The organism is Aquitalea sp. FJL05 (genome assembly GCF_003852595.1).
Lineage (GTDB): Bacteria > Pseudomonadota > Gammaproteobacteria > Burkholderiales > Chromobacteriaceae > Aquitalea > Aquitalea aquatilis.
The window spans coordinates 322-21,309 of record NZ_QAJS01000014.1 but is presented as its reverse complement, the minus strand read 5'-3'; the positions used below and the strand labels follow the sequence as shown (position 1 = coordinate 21,309).

Below are 20,988 nucleotides of genomic sequence, written 5' to 3'. Positions count from 1 at the left end.
GGCCATGCCAGAAGAAAGTAAAGTTTATGCTGACTTTGTTTATCCTCATTCAATCGGTAGAAGAGATCCAACGAGTTTGGGATCACTGGCAGCAGAATGCAGGCTCGCATGAAGTGATCCTGCTGATCGATGTGCAGCTGCAGAATGCGCCTTTGCCCGCGCATACCCTGCCTGTAGTTTTTGTCAGTTTCAACAACGGCCTGCCCATGCTTGCCGGGGCGGACCTGGGTGCTGCCGGTGAGTGGCTGGGTTTTGCCTCGCCGGGCAGCTATCTGCTGCAACAGCCCTGGAGCGAAACACCCGATGCCGACTGGGTGGTGACCGACTGGTGGGCTTCCCTGCAAGACAAACTGCCGTTCCGCCACGAACGCAGCATGCAGAATGAACAGGACTACCGCCTGCATGTGCTGCAGGACCTGGGCGCCTGGCAGCAACTGCTGCAATGCAGCCACGATCCGGCCTGGCTGCTGCTGGACCAGCCGGTCAGCTGGTTGCGCAAGGAATGGTTGCTGCAAGATGCCGCGCCGGGCGCTTGCATGGTGCCGTGCGAGTGGCTGCAGCACAGGCTGCTGACTGATCTGCAGCAAGGCAAGGCGGTACGCTTGCAGGTGCTGCCGGTTGCCGCCGCGCTGTTGCCGGTGCTCAACAGACTGCCGGAACAGGTGCAAGTGCAAGCTTCGCAACGGGAAATGGTGAGTTGGCTGCTTGTGCTGCTGGGCCAGAATCCGGGCCAGTCTGCTCTGCGCCAGACAGTGCTTGCCCTGGTGCAGCAACATCGCCCCTGGCTGTTGACGCCGCGGGCTGCCGAAGGTTCGGCCTATGCAGTGCTTGCCGACGTGTTCCGAGAGAATTGCCCGGATGCACCATCCCTGGCTCGAGTATTGAAACAGGGGCGGGAGTGGGTGCTGGTCAGTGAGGCGCAGTTCGACAGCATTCAGGTGATCAGTCATCAGCAGGCTGCTGTTTGGGAGGCCCGCGCCGATAGCTTGCGACCTGCGGTCATGCGCAGCGAACTGGTGCGGGTAGACCAGATATTGATCATCGAGGCTTTCGATGCCACCTGGCTGGATGCCGAAGGCTGCATCTTCCAGTTGATGGCGCTGTATCGCCAGCCAGATGGCCGCTGGGTCTTGCCTGCGGTATTGCAACATTGGACAGAGGCAAAGCTGGATGCACTGACAGCCATGCTCAATGCCATGCAGCAGCAAGCACAACGCAATCAGGTGGTGTTGCTGGATGGCGATTTTGCCCGTGAACTGGGCGATATCGGCAATGGTCGCTTCCTGCCGGGCATGGAAGGCTATGCCACGCTGGTACAACACACGGCACGCTATCGTTTCGCGGCCGGGCAGGGCAGGTTGGGGCGGGTGCTGGATTGCGCTTCCGGTGCCGGCTATGGCTGGCAATTGCTGCACGATGCCGACTGCATGGATAGCTATACCGGTATCGACCTGAATCCCGATGCCATTGCCTTTTCGCGCCGTTTCATTCCGCATGCACCAGCCAGTTGCCAGTTTGAAGCCCGCTTGCTGGATACCCTGCCCAAGGCGGCTTACGACACGGTGATTTCCTTTGAAACCATCGAGCACACCGACGACCCGGAAATCTTTCTGTGGGACCTGTCCGAGCGCATCGCGCCAGGTGGCCGCCTGCTGTTGAGTCTGCCCACGGAGCGTTGGGCAGGGTCGCATCTGAATCCCTCGCACTGGACCAACTGGAATGAGCAGCGGGTACGCCGCCTGTGTGAACGGGTGTTTGATTCGGTACACGTGATCAGACTGCGGCTGTCGCTGATTACACCGGAAACCTTCCAGTCGGGGCTATTGCATGAAGGGCTGGCAGAGGCGGGAGAGGACGAGGGTTTTGTCATTATCTTGCAGCAGCCGAAAGTGCGTCAGCATGGTACACGCGTCGTGTTGCAGCGCCGTTTCGCCATGGGCGATGCCTTGCTCGCCAGCAGCTTGTTCCCGGCATTGCGCAGCAAATATCCAGACCATCAACTGGTGATGAAAACGCAGGTCGTGGAAGTATTCCAGGGCGTGCCCGAGCTGGATATTGTCGGCTGCATGTCCTTGAGTGTGCGGCCGGAAGACATCCACATCAATCTGGATAATGCCTACGAAGAAGCGCGGGCATTGCACATCATTGAGGCTTATGCGGCTAAGGCGGGTGTCGCTGCGGCGGCACCGCAGTTGCCACGGCTGTCACAGGATTACCGTCTGCTGGCAGGTAAAGTGCTGGAGGCCGGCTGGCTGGGCAAGCGCACACCGGGCTATGTGCTTGCCATTCACATGGCATCGGCATCGCCTGACCGCATCTGGCCTTTGCCACATTGGCTCAAGCTGCTTGCCGCATTGCAGCAGCATGATATTGCCCTGGTCTTGCTAGGGGGCAGCAAGGATCTTCGTCTGCAGGCGCTGCCAAGGGCCCTGCAAAAGAACGTCATCAGCATGGTGGCGGAGGGCAGCATTGCCGAAACCGCCGCCGCGATTGCCGTGGCCGATGTGCTGATCGCACCTGATTCTGGTCTGATCCATATCGCCAATGCGGTGGGAACGCCGGTGGTCGGCCTGTTTGGCATGGCCTTGCCAGAGACCCGTCTGTCTTTGCAGGGCAAATCAATTGGCCTTATCGCAGATATCGAATGCAAGGGTTGTCTGGCCGAGCTGGCTCCCGACGCCCTGCCGCTGTGCCGGCGTGGCCATGCTTATTGCATGGATGAGTTGCGGCCTGCCGTCGTGCAGCAAGCGGTAGAGCAGTTATTGAGCCAGATACAGCCTTGCCAGTGGCAACCGCGACTGTTACAGGCCTTGCCGCTGCCGCAGGATGAAAAAATCTATCTGCAGGCCCAAAAAACCAGTTTACCTTTGCAGCCCACACCGCAGGTGGAGAAGCACGCTGCAGCCACATCGTCGTCTGCGGTAGAGCTGTCCGGGCTGTCCGGCTTGCCTTTGCTGCCAACGCGCCGCCTGCAGCCCAAACCATTTGCCACTGCCGCGACATTCCCGCCACAGGAAAAGATCCGTCTCGGCATTCTGTCTGGCGATGTGCTGGATGGTGCCTGCATGCGCTTGCGCCTGTTTGACCCGTTCAGTCTGCTGTCTCCCTGGCTGGACACCGTGTTTTTCCCCGGCAACGGCATGTACGATTGCACCCACGAGGCGGTGGATATCGATGCATTTACCCAGTGGGCTGATCTGTTCGTGATCCAGCGCGCGATTTGCAGCGAACGCAATCAGGATTTTGTCAGCAAACTGTTTGCTACCGGCAAGCCCATCATTTTCGAGCTGGATGACTGGCTGCCCGCCTTGCCTGCTTCACATCCGCAGTTCAATGACTTCTCACCCTGCGACTTGTGGCGCTTCTGGCAGCAGCATCTGCCGCAGTGCACGGCGGCAACCGTCAGCACCGAGCCCTTGGCTCAGCAGCTCAAATCACTGATCCCTGATGTCAGAGTTGTGCCAAACACGCTGTCCAGGGCTTATTACACCAGCTTCTCGCCCCGTAGCAGAAAGCCGGATGAGCCGATCACCATTGGTTTTGCCGGTACCTCGACCCATGTCGGCGACGTGAAGATGATCAACCAGGCATTGCTGAGCATTCAGCAGCGCTTTGGCCAAGGCCAGGTCCGCTTTGTGTTCTGGGGCTGCGTGCCGCTTGGTTTTGAAAACGCCTCGAATGTGACGGTAGTCAACAAGTCGGTTCCCTATCCGGATTATCTGAAGGAGCTGCAGCGACTGGGGCTGGATATTGCGCTGGCACCGCTGGAAGACAGTGTGTTCAACCATGGCAAGTCCGATCTGAAATGGCTGGAGTACACCGCAGTCGGTGCGGCGGCGGTGCTGAGTGATGTGGCGGCCTATCAGGAAGCCAAGCAACTGGGGCTGGCCGAAGTGGTCGCCAATGATGCCCGCAGCTGGGAAGACGCCATTGCCAGACTGATCGAAGACCAGGCCTATCGGACCCAGTTGCAAGCACGCTCCTACGACTACCTGCAGCAGTACGCCACGATGGAAGACCAGCTTGGGCACTGGGTGCGCTTGTTGCAGGATGTACTGCCGCCTAGCCTGAGCCAGGTACTGGATAGTTATGCGGCCGAGCATCATGGTCCGGTGCACAGACAGCCCGTTTCATTGATGCACGCTGATGATTACCGAGCCTGGAATAAATGGGAACAAAGCCATCAAATACGGGAAATCGATGCGGAAATGATGGCTGGGCGGATGGTCATGCAGTGGCGGCAACAGCCTGAGTTCTTGCTCATCATGCAGGTCCCCTATGCCGAGCGTGACCGCCTGGCTACAACCATCGACAGCTTGCAGCAGCAAATGTATCAGCGCTGGAAACTGATCGTGCTGGCTGACTGGGAACAGCCGGATCCGATCTTCACCGGCAATGACACGCTGGGTTGGCTACAGCTGGATACGCTGGATGATCCCCAGTTGCTGAGCACTGCGCTGAACGGCTTGCTGGGCGAGGTGCGCAGTGACTGGGTGATGTTGCTGCCGGCAGGGGTGGTCTTGGCTCCGCAACTGCTGCTGCGCATGGGCGACGCTATCCAGGCGCAAGCCCAGGCGCTGGCGATTTATACTGACCACGACAGCTACACCCAGCCGGGATGTTATGTTCAACCTAGCCTCAAGCCTGATTTTTCGCTCGATTATCTGCGAGCCTATGACTACGTGGATAGTGCGGTTGCCTTGTCTTATCAGGGATTGGCCAGCCTGGGCGGTTTTGAAGCCTACCCGGGGGCCGAGGTATGGAATCACTTGCTGCGGCTGGCGGAAAACTACGGGCTTGGCGTCGTCCATCATCTGGATGAAGTCCTGTTCCACTTGCCGGCACAGCCGCTTGGTGTGCGGCACGAACGTGAAGCCGCGCGTCAGGTAGCGCTGGAGAACCATCTGCAAAGACTGGGGATCGCGGCAACGGTAAGTAGTGGTTATGTGGACAATACCCTGCATGTGGATTACCAGCTGAGCGGTACGCCGCTGGTGTCCATCATCATTCCCACCCGCGACAAGCTGGAGTATCTACAGCCCTGCGTGGAGAGTCTGTTTGCCAATACCACGTATCCGCACTTCGAATTGCTGATTGTCGACAATCAGTCGATTGATCCTGACACGCTCGATTTCTACGCCAGCCTGCAGCAAGACTACCCTGGGCGGGTGCGCATCATCGAATATCCGCAGGCCTTCAATTTTTCCGCCCAGTGCAATAGCGGCGTCGCTGCTGCACAGGGTGAATATGTACTGCTATTGAACAACGATACCGAAATCATCCAGCCGGAGTGGCTGGAGCGGATGCTGGGCATTGCCCAGCGCCCGGAAGTCGGTGCCGTGGGGCCACGACTGGTTTATCCGGAGATCGGTCGCATCCAGCATGCCGGCATTGTGCTCGGCCTGCCCGCCGGCATGTTGTCGGTAGCAGATCATGTGCATGAAAAAGCAGCCCTGGATGAACCTGGCTACATGAACCGTTTGTTGACCGAACAAAACTACTCGGCGGTGACTGCGGCGTGCTTGCTGGTCGCCAAGGATAAATACCTGGCGGTGAAGGGTTTTGATGCGGCTGATCTGACCGTGCTGTTCAACGATGTCGACTTCTGCCTCAAATTGCAGCAGCAGGGGCTGCTGAATGTTTTCACGCCCTATATCACGCTGGTGCATCATCATGCCAAGAGTATCGGCAAGCAAACCTATGATCCGACCATCGCCCTGCGTGCGGCAGCACGTGAGCAGCAGGAACTGGGTGTCATGCTCAAACGCTGGTTGCCCCGACTGGCGCATGACCCGGCCTATAACCGCCATCTGAGCCTGCGCTCCAAGAGCATGCTCATCGAAAACACCTGCACGGTCAGCTGGTCACCACGTGAACAAGGCAAGACCAAGGTATTGGGGCTGCCCATTGCCGGCGGCAGTGGCGAATACCGCGTATCAATGCCTTTCCAGGCGCTGCAGCAGGCGGGTCGAATGGATACCGATCTGATTTCACCGGTCAAGGGCGGTGCCATGCCGGTACTGTCCGTGGTGGAAATGGCCAGGCTGAATCCGGAAATCCTGCTGGTGCACACCATCCTGTCTGATGGCATGCAGCATGCCTTGCAGCAGTACCGGGAGTACTTGCCAGACATGCGCGTGGTATTCGGGCTGGACGATCTGGTGGGAGCGCTGCCGGAAAAGAACATCCTGCACCGCCTGTGGCGCAAGACCATGCCGGATGCCCGCCCGCGTTTGCGTGCCATGCTCAAGCACTCGGACAGCCTGATTGTGTCGACCGAGCCACTGGCGGATGCCTGCCGCAACATGATTGATGATATCCACGTCATTCCAAACCGCCTGGCGCGGCATATGTGGGGCGACTTGACGTCTGGCCGCCGCCAGGGGCGCAAGCCGCGTGTCGGTTGGGTCGGTGCCCAGCAGCATCAGGGTGATTTGGCGCTGATTCTTGAAGTCGTCAAACAAACAGCGCATGAAGTTGACTGGGTATTCATGGGTATGTGTCTGCCGGAAATGCGCCCCTATATCGCAGAGGAGCATGGTTGGGTACCCTTCCAGGACTATCCTGCCAAGGTGGCAGCACTGGATCTGGATCTGGCCATTGCTCCGCTGGAAGTCAATGTCTTCAATGAGTCGAAGAGCAATCTGCGCTTGCTGGAATATGGCGCCATGCGCTGGCCGGTCATCTGCACGGATATTTATCCGTACCAGACCAATGCTGCGCCAGTATGCCGTGTGCCCAATACCACCAAGGCCTGGGTCGAGGCCATCCGCGCCCGCATCCATGACCTGGACGCAGCTTATGCGGAGGGCACTGCCCTGCGAGCCTGGGTGGATCAACATTACTGGCTTGATGATCACCTGGATGACTGGCAACTGGCACTAAGCGGCCAGATTCCCAAAAAATAATCACAGGGCCGCTAAAGTTTGCCAACGGGGGGCCGATAACTAGTCAAGGCCCACACTGTCGCCCCCCCGAATGCTCTAAGGAGAATCATCATGGCACTTACCGTCAACACCAATATTGCGTCGCTCACCGCACAGAACAACCTGAGCAACTCCAGTTCTTCGCTCAACCTGTCCCTGCAACGCCTGTCCTCCGGTCTGCGCGTAAACAGTGCCAAGGATGATGCTGCCGGCCTGGCCATTTCCCAAACCCTGACCGCTGCCATTCGTGGCAACAACCAGGCCATCCGTAACGCCAACGACGGTACTTCCGTAGGCCAGACGGCTGAAGGTGCCTTGGGTCAGATCGGTAACAACCTGCAGCGTATCCGTGAAATCGCCACCCAGTCGTCCAACGGCTCGGTTAGCGACACTAACCGTTCGCAGCTGCAAAAAGAAGTCGACCAGCTGACCCAGGAAATTTCGCGTATCGTACAAACCACCCAGTTTAACGGTACCAAACTGCTGTCTGGTGGTAACACCCTGACTTTCCAGGTGGGTTCGTCCGGTTCTACCGACAACACCGTATCGGTATCGGCATCTGACCTGACCACTCAGCTGTCGTCCTACAACTCTTCGTTGACCAATACCAATACCATCAACGTATTGACCCAGACTGGCGCCCAGGCTCAGCTGTCGGCACTGGATGCGGATATCGGATCGGTATCGAACATTCGTTCCACCTTCGGTGCGGTACAAAACCGTTTTGATGCAGTGGTTTCCAACCTGCAAAACTACGTGACCAACCTGACCGCCGCCAACAGCCGTATCGTGGATGTGGACTTCGCATCGGAAACCGCCAACCTGACCAAGAACCAGATTCTGCAACAGGCCGGCACTTCCATCCTGAAGCAGTCCAATTCGCTGTCGCAATCGGCACTGACACTGCTGCAGTAAGCTACACTGAAGCCATAAGCTGAAAATCGGCCTCGGTTGGCATGCTAACCGGGGCCGTCTGCACAGGAGTAGTTGCCATGCAAATATCATCGACGAATGGTCCCGTTCTGCCTTTGGCGACCACCCCGACTGCGCGTCAGCAGAATCAGCTGATTCAGGGTAATACCGCAGATGCCACCGCCAGTTCGGTCTTGCCCAATTCTGCCGCCGGCGTGACTGCGGTAGGGCAAAGCCAGGCGCAAAACACTACCAATGATGGAACTCAGCAGAAAAAATCAGATCCATCTGAGCTGCAGAATTCGGTAAAGCAGCTGAATGATGTGGCCAAGCTGTACTCCAGTCAGCTAGAGTTCTCTGTCGACAAAGATACCAATATCCAGGTCGTCAAGGTTGTCGATCAGGAAACCCAGAAAGTGATCCGGCAGATTCCCTCGGAAGATGCCATCCGTATTGCCAAGGCAATCGGCGATTTCAAGGGTTTGCTGCTCAAGGATAAAGCCTGACGGCGGTAGCGTTCAGTATGTAAGGAGGTAGTGCCCCATGGCTTCCATCACGACCAGTGTCGGCTCGCTGGATGTACAGTCTATCGTCAGCCAGTTGATGACCATTGAGCAGCAGCCTCTGCAAGCCAGTCAGCAGCGCTCCAGCAAATACAATACCCAACTGAGTTCGATCGGCCAGATCAGCTCCGCCCTGTCGGCCTTGCAAAGCGTCTCCGGCAAGATGTCGACCGGATCATTCCTGCAGCAATTCAAGGCTGCTTCCACCGATACCAGCATTGCCAATGTCACCACCACCACCGGTGGGGTGGCGGGTAGTTATGCGCTCAACGTGACGCAGTTGGCCAAATCGCGCCAACTGGTGTTTGACCAGTTCGGTGGCAGCAATGTGACAGACCCCAAGGCAACCTTGAGCGGGGCACCCACCTCGCTGACACTCACTGTCGCTGGCAAGGACACCGTGATCAATCTGACGCCCAGTGCGACAGATACCGTCAGCCTGCAGTCCATTTCTGACCGCATCAACCAGAGCGGTGCCGGGGTGAATGCCTCGGTGGTGCAAAACAACGGCCAGTACAAGCTGGTGCTGGCTTCTGCTGTTTCCGGTAGTGATAACGCTTTCAGCATTAAGGCAGGTGGCAGCGACTCTGGCACGACAAGCGGTTCAACCCTGGCCGGCCTGACGCAAAGTGCTACGGCTGCCAGCGAATCGACTGCAGCGGGCGATGCCTTGCTGACCGTGAATGGCGTCAGTGTCTCCTCGGGCAGCAACCACCTGACCAACGTCATTTCGGGTGTCAATGTCGATATTACCAAGCTGGGGCAGTCCACCGTCACCATGGCCTCGGATAGCAGCGGCATTACTTCTTCGTTGCAAGGTTTTGTCGATGCCTACAATCAGGTGAAATCTGCGGTAGACTCGGCACGTTCCGGCAGCCTGAAGGCGAATGCATCGGTACTTGCCATCCAGCAAAAACTGACCAGCATCCTGAGTACGCCGATTCCGGGTGTCGATGCAAATACTTCGTATGCCTACCTGTCCCAGGCCGGTATCGCCATTCAGAAGGATGGCTCGCTCAAGCTGGACCAGACCGCCTTCAACAAGGCGCTGAGCGCCAACCCCAGCGCGGTGGCCAATCTGTTCGGCAACACCAGCAATACCGGCTTTGGTGACCGGCTGAGCGCGGCGGTCAATGACTTGCTCGGCCCGAATGGGGTGATTGAAACCAGCAAAAGCTCGATCAATAGCCTGATTAGCTCTGAAACCAGTTATCAGACCAGCATGAGCGCCAAGCTGAGTGCGCGGCAGACTCAATATACCCAGCAATACACAGCGTTGAATGCCGTATTGTCGAAAATGCAGCAATCGACCAGTAACTTGTCCAGCCTGCTGGCTTAGGACAGATAGAGACGGTAAAGAACCATGCTGAATTCCAAAATGCTCAAGCAGTTCAACAAGGCCTATGAAGATGATGCGCTAAAGGCAGCCGTGTACGGTGCCAGCCCGGTGGGCCTTGTTGTACTGCTCTACGAAGGTGCCATCAAGGCGATCAGTCAGGCCGGCTATGCCATAGAGTCGCAGCGTTATGATGAAAAATCCCGGCTGATCTCCAAGACCATCGACATCATTGATGGCCTGCGTGAGTCGCTGGATTTGCAGCAAGGCAGCGAGGCGGCAAGCAATCTGAATGACCTCTACATCTATATGAAGCAGCGTCTGAGCATTGCCAATCTCAAGAATGATCTGGAAATCCTGGCAGAGATTCGCCGCCTGCTGGAAACCATCCTGCCTGCCTGGCAGGAACTGAATCGTTCCGGCATGGCGACAGGCGCGGCCAGCAATGCCTATTGAGCCGGCCCTGACGAGGAGTTGCCATGAGCGCTGATTTCAATCCCCTGCAAATCGATGCCATGCTCGCCAGCATGGCAGCTGCCCTTGCGGCTTGCGAGGCGCAGGATTTTGAATCGGTGACGCGCCTGGCGGCCGAGCAGGAAAGCGAACTGGCCGCCTTGCTGCACCAATTGCAGCCCATCGCCGCCGGTATCCCGGAAGAGACCCGCGCGAAACTGCGACAGCTGGTGACACAGCGCGAGCTGCTGCAACAGCATATTGCCGACTGGATTGCCCAGATGCGCGAAGAAATGCAAACCGTCAGCCAGAACAGTCGTCTGCTCAAGACATATTCTTTATAAAGGCTGGCTTGGGTTGTTGCCGGTTTCACCATACACTTAGAAAAAGTGCAGCGTGAGGTTCATACCATGTCCGGTTCGCTCTTTTTCTATATGGTTGGCTTGTTCCTGCTGGGGCTGGCTGCTGCCTGCGGCTATCTGTACTGGCGTCTGCATCAGCTGGAAGGCCGGCGCGATAGCCTGACGGCAATGTATCTGGATCAGCACCAGCAGCAGATCAGCGCCTTGCAGCGCGATCTGGCCCGGCTCATGGCCCGGCTGGAACAGCAGTCGCGCACTGAGCCGGCTGTGCTCAGTCCCTATAATCAGGCCATCGAAATGATCAAGCAGGGTATTCCCGCTTCCGAAGTCGCGATGCAATGCGGTATTTCGCGCAGCGAAGCCGAGCTGATCATTTCTCTGTACCGCAATAACTCCACCTCATGATTCCATCCCTGCCGCCCGCGATCACCACCGGCACCCTGGCGCCGCAAACCGTTTCCTCCGTCCGCTTGTTGCTGGAGGGGGGCCGGGCGCTGCTGGATGCCAGCGTACTGCCGGCCAAGCTGCCGCCGCTGCTACTGGGCGAGCAGGTGGATGCCCAGGTCGTTGATAGCAAGGACAATGGCCAGCAACTGTCGGTGCTGATCAAGAACAGCCTGTTTAACCTGATCGTGCCACAAGGGATGACGGTCAGTGGCAATACCCTGTCGCTGAAAGTGGCGACCCTGTCGCCGACACTCAGCTTTGCCTTGCAGGAGCAGAGCAAGGAGCTGCCGCAAGATGGCTCGGTGGAAGTGCAATTGAGCCCAGCCTCCAAGTACCTCACCGGCATGTTGCAGACCAGCAAGCCGGGCTTGCCGGCAGCCGATCTCAGTCTGGACGCGGCCACACAAACGCCCGCCAATCTGGCACAGAATCTGAAAAACAATGTCAGCCAGAGCGGCTTGTTTTATGAGTCCCATCTCAAGGAATGGCTGGACGGCCGCCACAACCTGAGCCAGGTACAGCAGGAGCCGCAGTCGCGCCTGCTCAGCAAGCTGAATGATGATCTGGCCAGCAATGCCTCCAGCAGTAATGCCACCGCAAGTAATACGCTGAGCCCCAGAACGGTGGCACCAGAACTGGCCAATCTGGTACAGCGCCAGCTGGATATCGTGGAAAACCAGCAACTGCAGCTCAACGGCTATGCCTGGCCAGGACAGCCCATGCAATTGCAGATTCAACAGGAAGAAACCCAGGAGCGCACCGGCAGCCTGGGTGCTGACGAGGCTGGTGTATGGAGTACTTCCTTGTCGCTCAGCCTGCCGGCGCTGGGTGGTTTGTCGGCGCGGGTGCGGCTGGTAGGGCAGAGCGTGCAGGTATCCTTTGTGGCCGAAGAAGACGAAGCTGGCGGCCTGATTCAGCAACATGCAGCCCAGTTGCAAAGCGGCATGGAAGCGGCCGGGCTGACGCTGGCCAACCTGATGGTGAAACATGGCACAGTCTCCCAAGGCTGAAGAAGGCCGCAAGTCGGCCGTTGCGCTGGCCTACCGCGAAGGCCAACGCTCGCCTACCGTCGTGGCCAAGGGCTATGGCCAACTGGCCGAGCGCATCATTGACCGGGCCAAGGATGCCGGTGTCTTTGTGCACGACTCGCCCGAGCTGGTATCGCTGTTGATGCAGGTCGATCTGGACCGGCATATTCCCGAAGAGCTTTACCGCGCCGTGGCCGAAATTCTGGCCTTTGTCTACTTCCTGGAAAACAAGGCAACCGGTGCTGATTTTGAGTTCGAGTCCTGGCTGGCCGGGCGTCAGAACAAGCAGCCATCCAGCTGAAACCCCACCTGCCATCTGTGTGTGGCCATCTGCTTTATTCCCAATGCTTGCCCTTAAAAGCCGCGGTTTGCGGTAATCTTATGCTTTGCCTTCGCATACAGCTGGAGTGGATATGAAAGTCGGTTATATCGGACTGGGCATCATGGGCCTGCCTTGCGTTTTGAACCTGTTGAAAGCCGGACATGCGGTCACCGTTTGGTCGCGACGCCCGGACAGCGCAGCAGCGGCACTCGCTGCCGGAGCCAGCTGGGCGGATAGCCCGGCGCAACTGGCCGCCCAGGTGGACGTGCTGGTCAGTAATGTCTCCGACACCCGCGATGTGGAGCAGGTGCTCTTGGGCGAGCAGGGGGCCGTGCATGGTGCGACAAAGGGGCTGGTGTGTGTCGACATGAGCACCATTTCTCCGATTGGCGCGCGCGACATCGCCGCCCGACTGGCCGCTGCTGGAGTGGATTTTCTTGATTGCCCGGTATCCGGCGGCCAGGTGGGCGCTGTGAATGGCAGCCTCACCATCATGGTGGGCGGCAAGGTCGAGGCGCTGTCCAAAGTCCGCCCGGCACTGGAGGCCATGGGCAAGACCATTACCCATATCGGTGATTCAGGTGCCGGCCAGGTGGCCAAGGCCTGCAATCAGATCGCCGTTGGTGTGGGCGTGGCTGCCGTGGCTGAAGTCATGAAGCTGGCCAAGGCCTGCGGCGTTGACCCGGCACCGGTACGCGAGGCCCTGTTGGGGGGCTTTGCCCAAAGCCGGGTACTGGATATCCATGGCCAGCGCATGATTGATGACAACTATGCGCCGGGTTTCAAAGCCCATTTGCACCTGAAAGACATGGGCATCGTGCTGGATACCGCCCGTCAGCTGGGCATCCGTCTGCCGGAAGCCGAGCGGGTAGCAGGCCTGATCGGCCAACTGGTCGAGCAGGGAGAGGGCGAGCTGGACTCTGCCGCCATCGCCCGCTTGATCTGGCAGCAGAACTAAGCCGCTTGCAGGCTTGGCTAGCTGTGGGCGACATGGCTTGAGTGAGATTAAGGACCCCGCGTAGGCGGGGTTCTTTGTATCTGCTGCTGGATAGTCCGCCCCCGGCCAGGGGCTAATTATCTGAACCGCTCCGCAGTTTGCGGAGCGGTTTCAGTTTTCGCACGACACGGCCTGCTCAGTCCTGTTGCCGTTCTGCCAGCCACCGCGCGTGAGCGGCCAGGTCCACCGGGCGATAGACCTCACGCTGGCTCGCCGGGTAGTGCTGCAGATCATTATCATGCCGGCCACCGCTGGCCGGGCGCAGCGGGCGCGGGCTGAAGCCACCGCCGCAGTTGGGGCAGACCTGCTGCAGCAAGGCCACGCATTCTGTGCAGAAGGTGCATTCAAATGAACAGATACGGGCATGAGCTGCGTCGGGCGGAAGCGGCGTACGGCAGTGTTCACAGTTTGGGCGAAGTTCCAGCATGCTCAAGTCTCCTGATGGTGATGTCACAGCCTAGCTGCCATCGCTTGGGGGGAACAGGCCTGGCCCGGACATCATCCAGCCAAATCCGGACAGCCTTGTTGGCGGGGTAATAGTGGCCTCGGCCATGCTTCCATGGCGCGGCAAGCTGAACGCTGGGCTGAGGTATACGGCATTGCGATCCGCGTTCGCTCGCTGTTCGTGCCGTGCGGATGTGCACATCCAGCTAAAGCACACTCCGGTGTACTGTGGTGCGCCAGCAAAGATCACTGTGCGCGGAGTAGGGCGCTATTGTCCGGTGCAACATCCTTCCGCCTGGCAGAAGGCAACTGAACGATATGCCGGTTGCGGCACTCTAACCGTGTCTGCCAAGCAGGAGGCTGCCATGGATGCCATTGATATTCTGGGCCTGATGAAAAACCACCCGCCACCAGAGCCAGTCAGCCTGTCTGCCATTCCCTTGCTGTTGGCGCAGGCCATTGCCGGCATTGCGGCGAAATTGAGTGTAGAGGAGCTGGACAAGCTGGTCAGGGCTGGCGCGGCCCTGTATGCCCACGAACAGGATGTGTGCTTCAGCAGTGTTGCCGCCGACTTATTGGCGAAGCAGCTTAACGAGTCGCCTTGACTGGCTTGGCCGGGGCCTTTTCGGCTGGCTCGGGCAGGTACTGCACCATCAGTGCCAGTTGGGTCCGGTAGCCGTTTTCCTGCAGCATGCCCAAACGCTCATGCCAGGTCAGGCTGTCGCCGGCATGCCGCATGCCGCCATTGCCGCTGAGCAGAATGGCCGCACTGCCGCCATTGCGCCTGACTTGCTGGGCGATAGCCCGTAGCATGCTGAGATTCACATAGGGCTGATCATAGTCGCTGACACGCAGCATGCCCATGATCCGGTAACGGTGTGGCGGGTCGCCGGCGTCCCATATTTCCACTCCGTCCACCAGCCGCTTGCTGCCCCCCTCTCCATCAATCACCTTGTTGCCGTTGCGATATTCGTAGGTGGTGTAGTCGGCCGTGGTGCACGCCACCAGGCAAAGGGCTAGCGCGCCCAGTGCTGCCAGAAGGGCAGGCCGTCTGATTAGTAGCGGGCGCAGCGCCGAGGCCGGCAATGGTTTCAACATCAAAGACTGATCCGAGGTGAGGGTGGCGGCAAGCGCAGAGCCGCATGCCTGTGGGGCTGGAGGTGCATGCCCGGCACGTGTGGTGCGCTGTTTTGTGCAGGCATCTTAACGCTAGTGCGAACGTACGGGCGGACTGGCCGCCCCGCGGGCGGGTAAAGAAATGCAAAACCGGCTGGCTGCTGGTGGCTGCTCGCTCCGCGCAGTACTCAGTCATTCCAGCAGCGCAGGCCATTGGCGCGCATGAAGTCGGGATTTTGCAGCAGGGACTCGGCAAAAGCGTTGTTGGCAATCAGCTGCTCACCCCGGCGCTTGAAGAGCGCGCGCATCTGTAGCCCGATGGGCTGGCCATATTTCTTGAAGCTGATCAGGTACTGGATGTTGAACCCAGCCATGCCGCTGGCAGGGATATCTGGCGTGGCTTGCGTCGCCGGACTATCCCAGCCCTTGCCACAGTGCGTGATCAGCTCAAACAGGAGCTGTCCGTTGGCCAGACGGATACGCCTGGAAAAATAAACAGCGGTCCGTGCTTGATCAACCCACTGCTTTTTCGCCAGATTGGCGTTCTCTGCCAGCGCGTCATTGCGCGGGATGCGGGATTTCCTCACATCCGGGTCCGCATGAATATGCCGATAAAACCGGTCGGCCGCACGGCATTCGCTACAAGCACCTGCCTGCAGGAAGGCCATTTCCTCACGCGCTACCGGTGCCACGACAGCCAATGGTGGTGATGACGGGAGATAAGGATCACTGCTGCTGGCCGGGATGGTATTGAGCAAATCTCCATAGCTACACCCGCCCAGCAAGATGCTTATTCCCATTGCCAACACGATCCGGCGCATGACTCATTCCTTATGTGTGAGCCGGCATTCTAGGTGGCAAGCGCGGTGGATGAATACCATTCCGATGTAAAGATTGTAAGCATGACCTTCAGCTGGCCGGCGGCCCGCCTGTCACCACCATGCACAAACCCGTGTTTTCCATGGCAGGCATGGCGCGTGTGCCGCTTTCCCTGCCGATGAAGTACGGCCCATCACACTGGCGATCCAGTCACGGCGCTGCCTGGACATACCGGTATTGATGCAGGGCAAGGGGATGGTCATCGCCGGTGGACGGTGCAAGTCGCCCCCGTAATACTGGCAGCGCTCTCACACCTCCATTGATGTTGTTGATATCGCTCACCTTCTCCCGGGTGGGCGATTTTTCTTTCCCCTTTGCGCTAGCACGCGCTGGTCAGAATGGTAGCGTCAGCCAGACGCGGTTAATGCCTTCCTCGCCCTTGAGCTTGTGGTTCATGTGTTTGGCCAGGACTGGTCATGTGCTTTGTTGGTAGTGGGCTGGCACGACTTGAAATGAATAAAGCCCCGACTGGCGGGGCTTCTGTTGGTGCGGTGCCACGCTGTGACACGGCATGAAGGTTTACTCGATATTCTGGATCTGCTCGCGCATTTGCTCGATCAGCACCTTCAGTTCGACCGAGGCCTGGGTGGTTTCGGTGGAGACCGATTTGGAGCCCAGGGTATTGGCTTCGCGGTTCAGTTCCTGCATCAGGAAGTCCAGGCGCTTGCCGGTCTGGCCGCCGGTCTTGAGGATGCGTTTGACTTCGCTCAGGTGGGTGGTCAGGCGGGAGAGCTCTTCATCCACGTCGATCTTCTGGGCGAACAGGGCAAATTCCTGCTTGATGCGGTCATCCTCGACATTGCCCAGCGCTTCTTGCAGGCGGCCGGACAGCTTGTTCATATAGGCTTCCAGAATCAGCGGCAGCTTGGGCTTGATGCCGGCGATGATGGTTTCCATCGAGGTGACGCGCTCTTGCAGGATGAGCTTGAGTTTTTCACCTTCGCGGCCGCGCGAGGCATTGAAGTCTTCCAGGGCGGTGGCCAAGCTTTGCAGGCAAAGCTGTTGCAGTACTTCCGGCGGCAGTGAGTTGCTTTTCAGGATGCCGGGCCAGCGCAGCAGCTCGCCGACGGACAGGCCCTTGGCCTGCGGGGCACGTTGCTCGACCTGGGCGGCCACTTGCAGCAGGCTGTCCAGCGCCTGGGCGTTGAGTTCCAGCGTGGTGGTGTCGGTTTCCAGCTGGTTCAGGCCAACACGGCATTCCAGCTTGCCACGGGTCACGCGAGATGACACCATCTCACGCAGCTGTGGCTCGATGACGCGCAGCTCTTCCGGCAGGCGCATCTGTACATCCAGATAGCGGTGATTGACTGCGCGGACTTCCAGGCTGAGCAAACCGCCGGGAAAGTCTCTGCTGATGGAGGCAAAGCCTGTCATACTTAGAATCATTGTGGGTCCCCGATAGTGATGTCAGTCAAAACGATACCGGGCCCGAATTGCTGTTGTAGCTCAATTCCGGGCCAACGAACACTATAGCAACTGCCATGTCATGACTCAATCCAGCCAACTGACTGCCTTGCCGGTAGGTTATCGCCTGGCGGAGTACACCATCGTTCGCCAGCTGTCCGTAGGCGGCTTCAGCGTCGTCTATCTGGCGCTGGACGATGCCGACCGCAAATACGCCATCAAGGAGTATCTGCCGCGCAATCTGGCCGAGCGCGATGATGAAGGCATGGTGACCGTGCCGCACGAGCTGGACCGCGATGCCTTCAATCTGGGTTTGAAGTGTTTTTTTGAAGAAGGCCGCATTCTGGCGGAAATCAGCCACAGCAATGTGGTGCACGTGAGCAATTTTTTCCGGGCCAACCAGACCGTGTATATGGTGATGGAGTATGCCGATGGCCGTTCGCTGGGGCGTGAGCTGGAGGTGACCGGTGGCCGCATCGAAGAGCGGCGCTTGCGCAAATGGTTTGCCGCCCTGTTGTCGGGCCTGCGCGAGGTGCATTTGCACCGTCTGCTGCATCTGGATATCAAGCCGGCCAATATCTACCTGCGCCGTGGCGGGCATCCGCTATTGCTGGATTTTGGTGCTGCGCGCCAGACGCTGTCGCGCCGCGACAAGTATTTCGCCTCGATGTACACGCCCGGCTTTGCCGCGCCGGAACAGTACGAGAAAGACCAGCCGCTGGGGCCGTGGACTGATATCTACGCCATCGGTGCCTGCCTGTATGTCTGCATGGGCGGCCATACCCCGCAAATTGCCGAGCATCGGCGCGAAGCGGACAAGCTGGTGCCGGCAAGCAAGCTGTTCCGCCATTATTATTCCAGAGAGTTGCTTGAATTGACGGATCAATGCCTGAACCTGGCTCCTGACGAGCGTCCACCCAGTGTGATGGCGATTCAAAAGCGCCTGCTGGATGCCGATTACAGTGACCCTGAGCCTATGCCCGAATCCACCCAGGCCGCCAAGCGGCTGGTAGGCTGGATCAAGGGGCTGGCCGGCGGCCGTTCTTCCTGAGGAGTTGTCGATGAAACTATCCATTTTTCAGGAAAGCCGTATCGGCGGCCGTAGCTACAACCAGGACCGCCAGGTGATTGCCCATTCGCGGGAAGCCGTGATGCTGGTGGTGGCCGATGGCATGGGTGGCCACCTGCAAGGCGAGGTGGCGGCGCAGATCACCATCGATCTGATGAGCGAACTGTTTTATCAGCAAGCCACCCCCACGCTGTCGCATCCCAACCGTTTTCTGGTCAATGCCATCAGCTCCACGCACCAGGCCATCCTGGACTATGCCGCAGACCAGCGTCTGCCGGAAATTCCCAGTACCACCGTGGTGGCGGCCATCATCCAGCAGGGCATGCTGTACTGGTGCCATGTGGGTGATTCGCGGCTTTATCTGCTGGATAACAAGCAGGGCATGCGTTTGCGTTCGCGCGATCACTCCCAGGTGCAGCGGCTGATTGACCAGGGCAAGCTGACCGAAGAGGGCGCACGCACGCATCCGGAGCGCAACAAGATTTATAACTGCCTGGGCGCCACCAGCGATCCGGATATCGACATCGGAGAAAAGCAGTTTTTGCAGCCCGGTGCCTCCATCGTGTTGTGCTCGGATGGGCTGTGGTCGCAGATCAGCGATAGCGAGATGGAAAAGGTGTTTATCGGCCGCGCGGTGGGGCAGGTGATGCCGGCGCTGATGAATGTGGCCGAACGCCGTGCCGGCAGTGCCGGTGACAATCTGTCTGCGGTGGCGGTTACCCTGCTGGATGATAGCGCCGACATCACTGGCAAGGCCGATGCGCTGGATACGCTGCTGACGCCGCCACGCCATGCCGGGCGGGTGATTCTGGACCCGAATCTGGAACTGATGCACAAGGAAATCCTGGCCAGCCGCGTGGCAGCGCCTTCCGGCAAGCAAAGCTGACGCCGGCTGGGCCGGCATTTTCAACCCGGCGCTGCCTTGTAGGCAGCGTTATTGTTTTCAGGCCGGTGGTGGCCACCGACCGGTTACCACCTGATGCCGTTTTATATTGGAAAGTACGATGCGACCCTCTCAACGCAATACCGATGCCCTGCGCGAAATCCGCCTGACCCGTCATTACACCAAGCATGCCGAAGGTTCGGTACTGGTGGAGTTTGGCGATACCAAAGTCATCTGCACCGCCAGTGTGGATGAGTCGGTGCCGGGCTTTCTCAAGGGTAAGGGCAAGGGCTGGGTGACGGCCGAATACGGCATGCTGCCGCGCTCGACCGGCAGCCGCATGCGCCGGGAATCTGCCGCTGGCAAGCAAAGCGGCCGCACCCAGGAAATCCAGCGCCTGATTGGCCGTTCGCTGCGGGCGGTGGTGGACATGGAAAAACTGGGCGAGCGGCAGATCCAGATCGATTGCGACGTCATCCAGGCGGATGGTGGCACTCGCACCGCCAGCATTACCGGTGCGTTTGTCGCCCTGCACGATGCCATCAGCGGCCTGATTGCCCAGGGCAAGCTGAGTGAAAGCCCCTTGCGCGATTTTGTCGCCGCCATCTCGGTGGGCATTCACCAGGGCGAGGTCGTGCTGGATCTGGATTATCTGGAAGATTCCGACTGCGAAACCGACATGAATGTGGTGATGACCGGCAACGGCCGCTTTGTCGAAGTGCAGGGTACGGCCGAGGGCGAACCGTTTTCGGAAGAGGAAATGGCCAGCATGATGCGCCTGGCCAAGCAAGGCATCGCCGAGCTGATTACCCTGCAGAAGCAGGCATTGGGCGTGTAAGGACAGGCTCCAAGCCGCTGTGTCCACGGCAATGAAGCGAAAGGGGCCTTGGGCCCCTTTGTCATTTCTTGCGCTTGCCTTGCTGGATGAATTGTTGCAATTGCTGATAGAACAAGGGGCTGGCGAGCGCCATATTGTCTTCTTTATGGCGGCGTGCCGGGCTGGGGGCCGAGCTTTGTATGCCGACCAGCGTCATGCGGCCGTTGAGCCGAGCCAGCATGGGCGAGCCGCTATTGCCCTCCAGCGTGTCACAGCGGTGGGTCAGCCGGCCGTCTGGCAGCAGGCCGGTAGCCTGACAGTTGCTGTGCACCAAGAGGTGGTTCAGATCATCCAGCGGGTAGCCGCCATTGGTGACTTTCCAGTTGGCCGCCTGCAGTTGTTGCTGTAGTGCGGCACTGTCGCCGGCAAATACCGGTATCACGCCACGGCTGCGGCCCAGTGGCTGGCTTAGCCGGACAAAGGCAAAGTCGCGGTTGGCGATTTTTTTCGGGATATAGGTGCCGTCGGGGCGGTGTTCCAGCCCGGCCAGGAAGCCCTTGTCGACCTGCACCTCGCTGATGCCGCTTTGCTCGGCATATTCACTGCCTGACAGCCCCACGGTAAAGCTGACGGCCGGATCGAAACGGCCACGTTTGTTGATGAAGCAATGGCCAGCGGTGACGACGACATCCTCGGCCACCAGGGTGGCGGTACACACCAGATGGCTGCGGGTTTCCAGCTGCCCCACCGGCTGCCATTGTGTGCTGTCGGGGTCGGTCTTGACGCGTTCATCCTTGCCAAAAAACAGGATGAGCTGTTCGTCCGTGGGTTTGGCCTGGGACGGCAGCGGCAACAGGCAGAGAGACAGGCAAAGCAGGGTGATGCGCAGCATGGGATGGGCTTTCAAATGCAAACGGGGCGCCGAAGCGCCCCGCAGGTATGGCTACAGCCAACGGTAGTTAGCTGTTGATTCCATGCCGATTACTTGGCAGCGGAAGCGGCCTTCTTGGCTTTGGCTTTCTTGGCCGGA

At 58.9% G+C, this 20,988-nt stretch carries 19 protein-coding genes; 14 read left to right on the top strand and 5 right to left on the bottom strand.

Going from position 1 to position 20,988, the window contains the following annotated elements; genetic code table 11:
* Positions 1–26: 26 nt before the first annotated feature.
* The 10 genes from DBR44_RS12605 (at position 27) to DBR44_RS12560 (ending at position 13,307) form a co-directional block, all read left to right on the top strand.
* Complete coding sequence (locus DBR44_RS12605) at positions 27–6,908, top strand: glycosyltransferase (RefSeq protein WP_124644393.1); 6,882 nt, start codon at positions 27–29, stop codon at positions 6,906–6,908.
* A gap of 90 nt (positions 6,909–6,998) precedes the next feature.
* Positions 6,999–7,841 carry a flagellin gene (locus DBR44_RS12600; protein WP_124644392.1) on the top strand — a complete coding sequence of 281 codons (843 nt, stop codon included), beginning with the start codon at positions 6,999–7,001 and terminating at the stop codon, positions 7,839–7,841.
* Positions 7,842–7,918: 77 nt separating this feature from the next.
* Positions 7,919–8,344 carry a flagellar protein FlaG gene (locus DBR44_RS12595; RefSeq protein ID WP_124644391.1) on the top strand — a complete coding sequence of 142 codons (426 nt, stop codon included), beginning with the start codon at positions 7,919–7,921 and terminating at the stop codon, positions 8,342–8,344.
* 37 nt (positions 8,345–8,381) lie between these two features.
* The gene (gene fliD, locus DBR44_RS12590) at positions 8,382–9,740 is read left to right on the top strand and encodes a flagellar filament capping protein FliD (RefSeq protein ID WP_124644390.1); all 1,359 of its coding nucleotides are present in this window, start codon (positions 8,382–8,384) and stop codon (positions 9,738–9,740) included.
* 24 nt (positions 9,741–9,764) lie between these two features.
* Positions 9,765–10,193 carry a flagellar export chaperone FliS gene (gene fliS / locus DBR44_RS12585; RefSeq protein WP_124644389.1) on the top strand — a complete coding sequence of 143 codons (429 nt, stop codon included), beginning with the start codon at positions 9,765–9,767 and terminating at the stop codon, positions 10,191–10,193.
* Positions 10,194–10,216: 23 nt separating this feature from the next.
* Positions 10,217–10,534: a hypothetical protein gene (locus tag DBR44_RS12580; protein WP_124644388.1), complete on the top strand. Its 318-nt coding sequence runs from the start codon at positions 10,217–10,219 to the stop codon at positions 10,532–10,534.
* Positions 10,535–10,600: 66 nt separating this feature from the next.
* Entirely contained in the window at positions 10,601–10,957 is a 357-nt protein-coding gene (locus DBR44_RS12575) for a DUF2802 domain-containing protein (RefSeq protein ID WP_124644387.1), read from the top strand.
* Positions 10,954–12,009 carry a flagellar hook-length control protein FliK gene (locus DBR44_RS12570; protein WP_124644386.1) on the top strand — a complete coding sequence of 352 codons (1,056 nt, stop codon included), beginning with the start codon at positions 10,954–10,956 and terminating at the stop codon, positions 12,007–12,009. The genes DBR44_RS12575 and DBR44_RS12570 overlap by 4 nt, the downstream gene beginning before the upstream one ends.
* A complete protein-coding gene (locus DBR44_RS12565; RefSeq protein ID WP_124644385.1) occupies positions 11,987–12,328 on the top strand; it encodes an EscU/YscU/HrcU family type III secretion system export apparatus switch protein in 342 nt (113 codons plus the stop codon). Before DBR44_RS12570 ends, DBR44_RS12565 begins: the two co-directional genes overlap by 23 nt.
* Positions 12,329–12,440: 112 nt before the next feature.
* Positions 12,441–13,307 carry an NAD(P)-dependent oxidoreductase gene (locus DBR44_RS12560; protein WP_124644384.1) on the top strand — a complete coding sequence of 289 codons (867 nt, stop codon included), beginning with the start codon at positions 12,441–12,443 and terminating at the stop codon, positions 13,305–13,307.
* A gap of 175 nt (positions 13,308–13,482) precedes the next feature.
* Here the strand turns inward: DBR44_RS12560 and DBR44_RS19945 are convergent, their stop codons facing one another.
* Positions 13,483–13,773 carry a DUF1272 domain-containing protein gene (locus DBR44_RS19945; protein WP_124644383.1) on the bottom strand — a complete coding sequence of 97 codons (291 nt, stop codon included), beginning with the start codon at positions 13,771–13,773 and terminating at the stop codon, positions 13,483–13,485.
* Between the two features lie 382 nt (positions 13,774–14,155).
* On the opposite strand from DBR44_RS19945, the gene DBR44_RS12550 reads away from it, so the two are divergent.
* Entirely contained in the window at positions 14,156–14,395 is a 240-nt protein-coding gene (locus DBR44_RS12550) for a hypothetical protein (RefSeq protein WP_124644382.1), read from the top strand.
* Here DBR44_RS12550 and DBR44_RS12545 read toward each other — a convergent pair.
* The 3 genes from DBR44_RS12545 to DBR44_RS12535 all read right to left on the bottom strand — a co-directional run bounded on the left by DBR44_RS12545 (position 14,379) and on the right by DBR44_RS12535 (position 17,171).
* Entirely contained in the window at positions 14,379–14,888 is a 510-nt protein-coding gene (locus DBR44_RS12545) for a hypothetical protein (protein WP_124644381.1), read from the bottom strand. The genes DBR44_RS12550 and DBR44_RS12545 overlap by 17 nt on opposite strands.
* A 206-nt stretch (positions 14,889–15,094) precedes the next feature.
* Entirely contained in the window at positions 15,095–15,727 is a 633-nt protein-coding gene (locus DBR44_RS12540; protein WP_124644380.1) for a hypothetical protein, read from the bottom strand.
* 577 nt (positions 15,728–16,304) lie between these two features.
* Positions 16,305–17,171, bottom strand: a complete 867-nt coding sequence (locus tag DBR44_RS12535; RefSeq protein WP_124644379.1) for a YicC/YloC family endoribonuclease — start codon at positions 17,169–17,171, stop codon at positions 16,305–16,307.
* Positions 17,172–17,271: 100 nt separating this feature from the next.
* Between DBR44_RS12535 and DBR44_RS12530 the strand changes: the two genes are divergently transcribed.
* The 3 genes from DBR44_RS12530 (at position 17,272) to rph (ending at position 19,979) form a co-directional block, all read left to right on the top strand.
* Entirely contained in the window at positions 17,272–18,240 is a 969-nt protein-coding gene (locus DBR44_RS12530; RefSeq protein WP_124644378.1) for a serine/threonine-protein kinase, read from the top strand.
* 10 nt (positions 18,241–18,250) lie between these two features.
* Complete coding sequence (locus tag DBR44_RS12525) at positions 18,251–19,144, top strand: PP2C family serine/threonine-protein phosphatase (protein WP_124644377.1); 894 nt, start codon at positions 18,251–18,253, stop codon at positions 19,142–19,144.
* 118 nt (positions 19,145–19,262) lie between these two features.
* On the top strand, positions 19,263–19,979 hold the full coding sequence (rph, locus tag DBR44_RS12520; RefSeq protein WP_124644376.1) for a ribonuclease PH: 717 nt from the start codon (positions 19,263–19,265) through the stop codon (positions 19,977–19,979).
* Between the two features lie 61 nt (positions 19,980–20,040).
* On the opposite strand, the gene DBR44_RS12515 is transcribed toward rph, so the two are convergent.
* Positions 20,041–20,850 carry a serine protease gene (locus tag DBR44_RS12515; protein ID WP_124644375.1) on the bottom strand — a complete coding sequence of 270 codons (810 nt, stop codon included), beginning with the start codon at positions 20,848–20,850 and terminating at the stop codon, positions 20,041–20,043.
* Between the last annotated feature and the right edge of the window lie 138 nt (positions 20,851–20,988).

Coding starts and splice junctions, on each gene's coding strand:
- DBR44_RS12605 (WP_124644393.1), top strand. CDS start 27: ATGCTGACTTTGTTTATCCTCATTCAATCGGTAGAAGAGATCCAACGA.
- DBR44_RS12600 (WP_124644392.1), top strand. CDS start 6,999: ATGGCACTTACCGTCAACACCAATATTGCGTCGCTCACCGCACAGAAC.
- DBR44_RS12595 (WP_124644391.1), top strand. CDS start 7,919: ATGCAAATATCATCGACGAATGGTCCCGTTCTGCCTTTGGCGACCACC.
- fliD (WP_124644390.1), top strand. CDS start 8,382: ATGGCTTCCATCACGACCAGTGTCGGCTCGCTGGATGTACAGTCTATC.
- fliS (WP_124644389.1), top strand. CDS start 9,765: ATGCTGAATTCCAAAATGCTCAAGCAGTTCAACAAGGCCTATGAAGAT.
- DBR44_RS12580 (WP_124644388.1), top strand. CDS start 10,217: ATGAGCGCTGATTTCAATCCCCTGCAAATCGATGCCATGCTCGCCAGC.
- DBR44_RS12575 (WP_124644387.1), top strand. CDS start 10,601: ATGTCCGGTTCGCTCTTTTTCTATATGGTTGGCTTGTTCCTGCTGGGG.
- DBR44_RS12570 (WP_124644386.1), top strand. CDS start 10,954: ATGATTCCATCCCTGCCGCCCGCGATCACCACCGGCACCCTGGCGCCG.
- DBR44_RS12565 (WP_124644385.1), top strand. CDS start 11,987: ATGGCACAGTCTCCCAAGGCTGAAGAAGGCCGCAAGTCGGCCGTTGCG.
- DBR44_RS12560 (WP_124644384.1), top strand. CDS start 12,441: ATGAAAGTCGGTTATATCGGACTGGGCATCATGGGCCTGCCTTGCGTT.
- DBR44_RS19945 (WP_124644383.1), bottom strand. CDS start 13,773: ATGCTGGAACTTCGCCCAAACTGTGAACACTGCCGTACGCCGCTTCCG.
- DBR44_RS12550 (WP_124644382.1), top strand. CDS start 14,156: ATGGATGCCATTGATATTCTGGGCCTGATGAAAAACCACCCGCCACCA.
- DBR44_RS12545 (WP_124644381.1), bottom strand. CDS start 14,888: ATGTTGAAACCATTGCCGGCCTCGGCGCTGCGCCCGCTACTAATCAGA.
- DBR44_RS12540 (WP_124644380.1), bottom strand. CDS start 15,727: ATGCGCCGGATCGTGTTGGCAATGGGAATAAGCATCTTGCTGGGCGGG.
- DBR44_RS12535 (WP_124644379.1), bottom strand. CDS start 17,171: ATGATTCTAAGTATGACAGGCTTTGCCTCCATCAGCAGAGACTTTCCC.
- DBR44_RS12530 (WP_124644378.1), top strand. CDS start 17,272: ATGACTCAATCCAGCCAACTGACTGCCTTGCCGGTAGGTTATCGCCTG.
- DBR44_RS12525 (WP_124644377.1), top strand. CDS start 18,251: ATGAAACTATCCATTTTTCAGGAAAGCCGTATCGGCGGCCGTAGCTAC.
- rph (WP_124644376.1), top strand. CDS start 19,263: ATGCGACCCTCTCAACGCAATACCGATGCCCTGCGCGAAATCCGCCTG.
- DBR44_RS12515 (WP_124644375.1), bottom strand. CDS start 20,850: ATGCTGCGCATCACCCTGCTTTGCCTGTCTCTCTGCCTGTTGCCGCTG.